At 38.3% G+C, this 7646-nt stretch carries 9 protein-coding genes and 1 riboswitch; of the genes, 5 read left to right on the top strand and 4 right to left on the bottom strand.

Annotation, left to right across the window (positions count from 1 at the left end; all coding sequences use genetic code 11):
* Positions 1-5: 5 nt before the first annotated feature.
* A riboswitch (purine riboswitch) is annotated at positions 6-105 on the bottom strand.
* Positions 106-317: 212 nt separating this feature from the next.
* The 3 genes from Q7P97_RS06970 to Q7P97_RS06960 all read left to right on the top strand — a co-directional run bounded on the left by Q7P97_RS06970 (position 318) and on the right by Q7P97_RS06960 (position 2014).
* Positions 318-539 (top strand): DUF2829 domain-containing protein, encoded by a 222-nt coding sequence (locus tag Q7P97_RS06970; protein ID WP_303968411.1) that lies wholly within the window; start codon positions 318-320, stop codon positions 537-539.
* A gap of 55 nt (positions 540-594) precedes the next feature.
* On the top strand, positions 595-1350 hold the full coding sequence (locus Q7P97_RS06965) for a 3-oxoacyl-ACP reductase (RefSeq protein WP_303968410.1): 756 nt from the start codon (positions 595-597) through the stop codon (positions 1348-1350).
* 154 nt (positions 1351-1504) lie between these two features.
* Positions 1505-2014 carry a QueT transporter family protein gene (locus Q7P97_RS06960; RefSeq protein WP_085426646.1) on the top strand — a complete coding sequence of 170 codons (510 nt, stop codon included), beginning with the start codon at positions 1505-1507 and terminating at the stop codon, positions 2012-2014.
* A gap of 46 nt (positions 2015-2060) precedes the next feature.
* Here the strand turns inward: Q7P97_RS06960 and Q7P97_RS06955 are convergent, their stop codons facing one another.
* On the bottom strand, positions 2061-2546 hold the full coding sequence (locus tag Q7P97_RS06955) for a hypothetical protein (RefSeq protein ID WP_099624726.1): 486 nt from the start codon (positions 2544-2546) through the stop codon (positions 2061-2063).
* Positions 2543-2755, bottom strand: a complete 213-nt coding sequence (locus Q7P97_RS06950; RefSeq protein ID WP_303968404.1) for a helix-turn-helix transcriptional regulator — start codon at positions 2753-2755, stop codon at positions 2543-2545. The genes Q7P97_RS06955 and Q7P97_RS06950 overlap by 4 nt, the downstream gene beginning before the upstream one ends.
* Positions 2756-3150: 395 nt before the next feature.
* Between Q7P97_RS06950 and Q7P97_RS06945 the strand changes: the two genes are divergently transcribed.
* Positions 3151-3555, top strand: a complete 405-nt coding sequence (locus Q7P97_RS06945; protein ID WP_303968402.1) for a hypothetical protein — start codon at positions 3151-3153, stop codon at positions 3553-3555.
* Between the two features lie 277 nt (positions 3556-3832).
* Here the strand turns inward: Q7P97_RS06945 and Q7P97_RS06940 are convergent.
* Both Q7P97_RS06940 and Q7P97_RS06935 read right to left on the bottom strand, forming a co-directional pair.
* Positions 3833-5163, bottom strand: a protein-coding gene (locus tag Q7P97_RS06940; RefSeq protein ID WP_303968399.1) for an IS3 family transposase whose coding sequence is annotated in 2 segments (ribosomal slippage) — positions 3833-4782 and positions 4782-5163 — 1332 coding nt in all. Because the reading frame shifts where the segments join, the coding sequence is not laid out codon by codon here.
* A gap of 184 nt (positions 5164-5347) precedes the next feature.
* Positions 5348-6757 (bottom strand): MDR family MFS transporter, encoded by a 1410-nt coding sequence (locus Q7P97_RS06935; RefSeq protein ID WP_303968396.1) that lies wholly within the window; start codon positions 6755-6757, stop codon positions 5348-5350.
* 214 nt (positions 6758-6971) lie between these two features.
* Here Q7P97_RS06935 and Q7P97_RS06930 point away from each other — a divergent pair, with 214 nt between their 5' ends.
* Positions 6972-7499 carry a D-glycero-alpha-D-manno-heptose-1,7-bisphosphate 7-phosphatase gene (locus Q7P97_RS06930; protein ID WP_303968393.1) on the top strand — a complete coding sequence of 176 codons (528 nt, stop codon included), beginning with the start codon at positions 6972-6974 and terminating at the stop codon, positions 7497-7499.
* Positions 7500-7646 lie beyond the last annotated feature (147 nt).

The following is a 7646-nucleotide window of genomic DNA, read 5'->3' as shown; positions in this document are numbered from 1 at the left end:
AATCCCGATTACAAAAATGACTTTGTAATCAGGATTTAACGGTTCCTGGTAGAGACCCTCGAACCATATTATCGAGGTTATACATGTTGATTCCGTAAATGAAATTTTCTATTGTTCAATTTATCATGGAAATTATAGAATGGCAAGCTAGAAGGCTAGTTTTATTTAAAATGTGAAGCGGTATGATTAACAGATTTTTAAACGAATCCGTCTGATGCTACAGCTTTAATAGTCACTAGTTGTAAAACACTTCCCAATCAAGTATACTTTTCCCGACAAACTATACGAATTAAAACATGGACAAAGGATGGATATACATGACATTTGAAGAGATTTTACCACGTTTAAAAGCAGGCGAAAAAGTAATTCGCAGTAATTGGGGTGGAGCAGAACTATACGTCAAGCTAGTAGGAGAGAGCGAGCAAGATGGTAAAAAAATGAACCCATATTTCGTCATTGACGTAACGGGAGAAGGCTATACTATGTTCACTCCAACAGTTTGCGACTTGTTGGCAGAAGATTGGGTTATCGTAGAGTAATACAATGAATCAAAGCTCATGAGCGATCATGAGTTTTTTATTTTGGAGGGATAGTATGAAATTTGAAGAGTATGTAGGAAAGACAGTGCTGGTAACGGGGGCAGCTTCAGGTATCGGGCAAGCACAAGCGAATGCGTTTCTTAAGAACGGGGCGAATGTAGTTGCGTTTGATATGAATGAAGGTGATATGCAAACGATGAAACAATCGTATCCAAATCAGTTTAGATATGTCATAGGAAGTGTCAGCTCGAAAGAAGATATCCAACATGCCGTTAAAGAAGCTATACATACATTTAGCAGCATTGATATTTTATTAAATACAGCAGGTGTACTGGATGGCTTTGCGAAAACGTTGGATACTGATGAAGCGCTATGGGATCGAATTATGGATACGAATGTAAAAGGTACTTATTTCATGACCAATGAAGTCTTACCACATATGCTCGCTAACAAGTCGGGTGTCATCGTGAATATGGCTTCTATTGCGGGGCTTGTGGCAGGTGGTGGCGGTGCAGCCTATACTGCATCCAAACATGCGATAGTCGGCTATACAAAGCAACTGGATATGGATTATTGTCGTGAGGGGATTCGTGCGAACGCGATTGCGCCAGGCGCGATCCAAACTCCAATGAACGAGGTAGATTTTGCAGGTGATGGTGAAATGGCGAAATGGGTTGCAGAAGAAACTCCCGCGGGACGTTGGGCGCAACCAATTGAAGTTGCAAACCTCACATTATACATAGCCAGTTCCTTAGCTGATTACATCCATGGTGCCGTCATTCCTATCGACGGCGGATGGATAGCGAAATAAAGCTTCTCTAATACAGGAACTTCTGTTATAATACCCAAGCAAGCAAATTCTGTTTGCACTACGACACTTTTGATCGAACGATAGGTTCTTTCTTCCTTTGGTCGTAGTTATTACTGGAATAGCAACTAAGCTATTTCACAAAGGAGAAAATAATATGAGTATGTCTTATGTAAAGGATTCACCTAAAAGTACGGTGAATGAACTGGCAAAAACAGCACTCGTTGCAGCTTTGTATGTAACGGTGACATTTGTATTTGCAGTTATTAGTTTTGGCGCGGTTCAACTGCGTTTGTCGGAAATGTTCAACTATCTCGCGTTGTATAATAAGCGTTATATAGTCGGTGTTACGTTAGGTGTAGCACTTGCTAACTTCATGTCACCTACTTGGTTATTGGATGTGCCGATTGGTTCGATGGCTACATTGGTTGCTTTGCTAATAAGCCGTGCATTAGTGAAGAAAATTAAAAATGATATTGTGAAAATGGTGATTACTGCTATTGTATTTGCAGTATCTATGTGTGCAATTGCTTTTCAATTGAACATCTTGCTTGGCTTCCCATTCTGGGCGACTTGGCTAACAGCGGGTATTGGTGAATTATTGTCCATGACAATTGGTGGAATGGTTATATACGCATTGAATAAAAAAATAGATCTAACTAAATAATAAAAAGCACATTCGCAAATAGTGAATGTGCTTTTTATTATGCTATTTATGCACGTTGCAAGGCAGTGAAAGAGATCGCATATATAATCAATCCGCTGATAGGAATAGAAGCAGTTGCAAATAATGGATACCAAATATGATCCAAGAAATAGTTCGGAATAAACATAAACGAGCCGATCATGAAAAAGGAATAAATCAGTAAACCTGAAAAAGCATAACTTACAGCTTTCCGTGTATTTGCAATGGCACGTTCATCAGTAGAATCATATTCAAATGTTATAAAATCTCGTATATCTGTATTCTTGTTTTTTCGTAATCGTAAAAAATACACTACATTGCCTACCACAAAAAGAAAAAGAACAATCAACATTAATGAACCGGGCCACGAAGTAACTTGAACAGAAAACCCTTCTGTATACCCTCTGTTCATGAGAGTGAATTGTTGCTCAACACGTAAAAAGTCAAATACCATCATAGCTAAAGAAATGAATAACAAAATTCGTAATGTGACTGATAGAAATACATGGTTCATTGCGCATCCTCCTTATAGAAAATCTCTTCAATTGAAAGCATAAATACTTCTGCAATGTTCATAGCTAGTAGAAGAGAAGGCGTATAACTTCCTTTTTCTAGTGCCACTATCGTTTGCCGAGTAACTCCAACCCGTTCAGCAAGCTCACCTTGCGTCAAATCCGCTCGAGCACGCAATTCCCTCACACGATTTTTTATCACGCTACTCATCACCTCATCTAATTGTAGTGTATACTAAACCATACTTTTTGTCTAGTTTACTTTACATTCAAGAGTTAAAGCAACTCAAAGTATGTATTGATCTAGACAAAATGGAGAAAACAGAATGATTGAAGTAATGTATAACAAGAATTAAAAAGTCTTCCTCTACGATGAGTACACCATTTAGTTAAGTAGTACAAAATCTGAGATAACAAGCGAATTCACACTGATTTAAAATGTTAAGTATCATTGAAATTAACGGTGCCATTTTGATGATTAAACAAACTACTGGAATAAGTATGCTAGACTAATTACGAATTATGTGTAGGCCCATAGTTCAACAAACGGCCATTTACTTGAATAAACCTATCAGTAGAAATTAGGATGGAAATGTGGTGCTCCAAATGTTTAGGAAACAAAGTAGTATTGATTTTAATTATTTTTTTGGACAAAGTGTTTTTGAGGTGAATACAGAAAAAAACTTACCATTGGGATTGGGGTTTAGTAATGGTGGGTTAATTATTGAATGTCCTTGGAGATTACTAGTTGCTAATCAAGTCTTAATTGGGTTTTCAGATTGTACCCAAGCCCCTGATAAATTCACTTATAAGAATGTTGAAAGTATACTTATGGGTAAAAAGGTTATGAACATCTATCATTTTGAAGAGATGTCTGACTTAGTTTTGGAATTTGAAGATAATACTTTTCTTGAATTGTTTCACGATAGTAGTTTTTTTGAAGGGTGGCAGTTAAGAGGGGACAATGGATTCTATTTATTCACATTACCAGGAGGTTCTTACTCAGACTAAGTAAGCAATTTGCTTATTTCACTAATGGACGCAATTGTGGCACATTGTTAATCGCACTCGCTCAGTTGATCTTCGTTACAGCCGGCGACTCCGAGAGATTCATCACCCGCCCATAGGACACGCGTCTGGCTACAGCGCAGATCAACGAGTTAAAAAGCTGATCTATCTAGGGCTTGATGTTATTTCATCCAAAAGCTTGATGGTATATAAGGAGAAAAAAGCCACCTAATTCTAAAGTGTAAAGTGTACCCTTTGTAAAGGACAATTTTAAAAAAGTCTAGGCTGCTTGTTGGAGCTGTCGTCTGTATATTACAGGTGGCAGCTTTTTCAAGTTCCATTGACCTCTATAATGGTTGTAATAAGTCATATAACTCTTGATCTCTCGTTTTACATCTTCTAGTGACTCACAATCTTTTATATTGGTTTCATCCTTGAAGTGACCAAAAAATGATTCCTGTGGGGCGTTATCCCAACAGTTCCCTCTGCGTGACATGGATTGTCCTAATCCCAATTTCTTCACTGCTGCTTGATATCGTGGACTCGTATAATGAAATCCTTGATCCGAATGAATAAATGCATCGACTGTTAAATGACGATGTTTCTTAAGTTTTTTAAGCGTATTCAATGCGATTTCTAGACCTAAAGAAGAAGAGATTTCATATGCGAGTATTTCATTTGTTTGGGCATCTTTAACCGTAGATAAATAAGCACGTCTGCCGTTTCCATACGTCAAATACGTGATATCAGTCAATAATACTTTTCCAGCTACTCCTTGCTTAAACTCACGCTGTAGTTTGTTTTCACATGTGCGATGTTCTTTCGTCGCCTTGGCCATACGACGTGCTGGATTGGCTTTGCGGATCGGACAGATAATATCAAATTTCTTCATAATACGGCGGATACGTTTTAGGTTATACGTAATCCCATACTGATTTTGGAGTGTCATTTTAATTTGGCGTGCTCCTTTTTTTCGCCCTCGGAAATGATAGGCCTTTAAAATGATTTCCTTTACGTCTTCATCTGCTTGTTCTTGTATTGCACGCTTCTGTTTAGACTTCTCTCCGAAGTGCTTATAGTAGCCCGAACGAGACACCTCCATGATTTCGCATAAGTAGCTCACCAAACGGTTTAATTTATACTTTTGGATGGTGTAATGGATGAGTTCGAATTTCAGCGTCGTTTCGATTGTGATTTCTTTTTCATCATCTGCCTTTCGAGTAGATCTAGCTTTTTTAACAGTTCATTCTCCGCTTGTAATAAACGATTCTTCGCTTCCAATCGTTCAATCTTTTCTTCTGGTGTTAAGTCGCGTTCTAATGGGCGGCCTGAATTCGTTTTTCGTGTGTCTTGTAAGCCTTCTATCCCGTTTTTTCGATAGGCAGCACGCCAACGTTTACCTGAAGATCTAATCCGTTTTACCCCAATTAAATCCGCATCTAAGCCAGCCTCTTCAAAAATCTCTCGGGGCATTCTTCCTTTTTCATTCTTCGCAATAAATTGGCGCTTAAATTCATCTGTATACGTGATAGATTTGTCACTAACAGCTTGTACGTTAGGATTGCATTGTAATCGTGCTTGTTCTTTGGTGGTAAACAATCGTTCAGTCATGTTCATCCGCTCCCACGTCTTTTTTTCATTATAAACAAAAATACCCTATGAGATAGACTTTTTTCAAAGTGTCTATCCTATAGGGTACATTTTAATACGCGAATTAGGTGGCTTTTTAGTTATTTCATTTAATTTTGTACCAGTGAACAGAACCGTTTAATACTCTGAGAGACAGAAAATTTGTCTATGAGGCTTTTACTTCTTTACTTCTTTTCCTCGGATCTTTAATCAAAATAGCTAAAATTAATCCTACGACTGAAATCCAACCAGCAACGAAGAAGGACATATTCACGCCATGTATTTGCCCCGCAACCGTACCGTTGTTAATTTCAGTTGTCACCATAACCGTAACGAGTACAGCAGTACCGATTGAGCCTGACATTTGGCGGAACGTATTGTTCATCGCCGTACCATGAGAAATTAAGCGATTCGGCAATTCATTCAAACCCAGTGTAGTCGAAGGCATCATGACCATTGAAATACCGAACATTCGGATGGCATTCAATGTAGCCAGATAAGCAAATGTTGTTTCTTCAGTTAAATTAGCGAAAACGAATGTTGTAATGGTGAGAATAACAAAACCGGTGAGTAGTAACCACTTGGCACCATATTTATCAAACAATGTACCGGTAACGGGGTTCATGACACCCATGACGATCGCACCTGGCAATAGCATCAAACCCGAATGGAACGCACTAAATCCAAGCATCGTCTGCATGAATAGTGGCAAGATAACCGTTGTGCCAATCATCGAAGCAAACACGATCATGCCAAGACTAGTTGCCATCGTAAACACGCCATACTTAAAGACCCTAAACTCAAGAATAGGCTCTTTCAAATTCAATTGTCTAAGAATAAACCAGACTAACGAAATAGCACCGACAATTAGTGAAATCAAGACATTTGCGTGTAACCAGCTAGTCGTACCTGCAATACTGAAACCGTAGAGAAGACCACCAAAACCAAATGTAGATAGCACAATTGATAAATAGTCCATTTTAGGATCAGTTGTTTTCGTTACGTTTTTAAGTAAGAAATACGCCGCGATAATATTAAAGAGGGCAAATGGTAATACTACGTAGAAGACGCTGCGCCAAGGGAATTGATCCACGAGGTAACCAGATAAAGTTGGTCCTATAGCGGGTGCAAATGCAATCACTAGACCGAAATATCCCATCGCTTTACCACGTTGTTCAATTGGAAAGAGTAGAAACAATATAGTTTGCAGGAGTGGCATCATAATACCTGCACCAGCACCTTGCAAGACGCGTCCTATTAATAGCACTGAAAAATTGGGTGATACTGCAGCCACAAGTGTTCCTAACGCGAATATACTCATCGCAGTAAGAAATAATCGTCGAGTCGTGAATTTCCCGATTAAAAAAGCTGTAATGGGTATCATAATTCCGTTCACAAGCATGAAGATCGATTGTAACCATTGAACCGTACTTTCTCCAATATTGAGATCCTTCATAATAGGCGGTAAGGCAGTAGCAAGAAGGGTTTGGTTGAGAATCGTGATGAAAGCACCCGACAATAAAACAATCAGCAGAGGAAGATTCTTTTTAAAATTAAATGTTTGTGAGTTTACCATGTCTATGCATCACCCCATAATTAGTTGTAGCCACAAAGTAATTCGGCATTCGTTATAAATTTAATATACATGCTATATTAGTTGTTATTTTCATAGACCTCAATGATATTGCCTAACTGATTCGCTGTAGATACGGGATGAATAGGACTAGTGTTTAAAAAAATGCTAAAAGGATATGCTACTCATTAAGTGAATTTTAAGGAGCGAATACGTTATGAAAAAAGCCGTATTTCTGGATCGGGATGGTGTCATTAATGAAGTGCTTACTAGCCGTGTAAAGTTTGTCAACGAGCCAAATCAACTCTATTTTTTACCTGGTGTACCAGAGGCGATTAGGCAATTGAATGAAGTGTTTGATTATATTTTTGTTGTGACCAACCAAGGTGGTGTAGGACTTGGTTACATGAAAGAATCTAAGTTACAAGCCATTCATACTTATATGCAATCCGAACTGGCTAAAGAAGACGCTGACATTCAGGAAGTCGCGTACTGTCCGCATAAGCCTAAATCAGGTTGTGATTGTCGAAAGCCTAATAGTAAGTTGATAGTTGATTTAGCAGAGAAATACCAAGTAGACTTATCGTCTTCTTACATGGTAGGGGACACAGATACAGATATTATGGCTGGTAAGCATGCAGGAACAAAAACCGTTTTTCTTGGCACTACTGATCCGTTAGCTGACGCCGTGTTTCCAAATTTGCTCCAAGCTACGCCGTGGATTATCGATAATATAGAAATATGAAAAGAGTTGGAGCAATACTTCAACTCTTTTTATGTATGTAGAAGTGGAGCGCTCGTTAAAATAATGAAATTGAAATTTATTCAGACCATTGGCTCAGCATTTAATACAATACCCTATAATCATCTGAACTACCCTTTTAATTAAAAA

It is taken from the genome of Sporosarcina ureae (assembly GCF_029267015.1).
Lineage (GTDB): Bacteria > Bacillota > Bacilli > Bacillales_A > Planococcaceae > Sporosarcina > Sporosarcina ureae_D.
The sequence above is the reverse complement of the archived record's forward strand: the minus strand, read 5'-3'. Positions and strand labels throughout refer to the sequence as shown.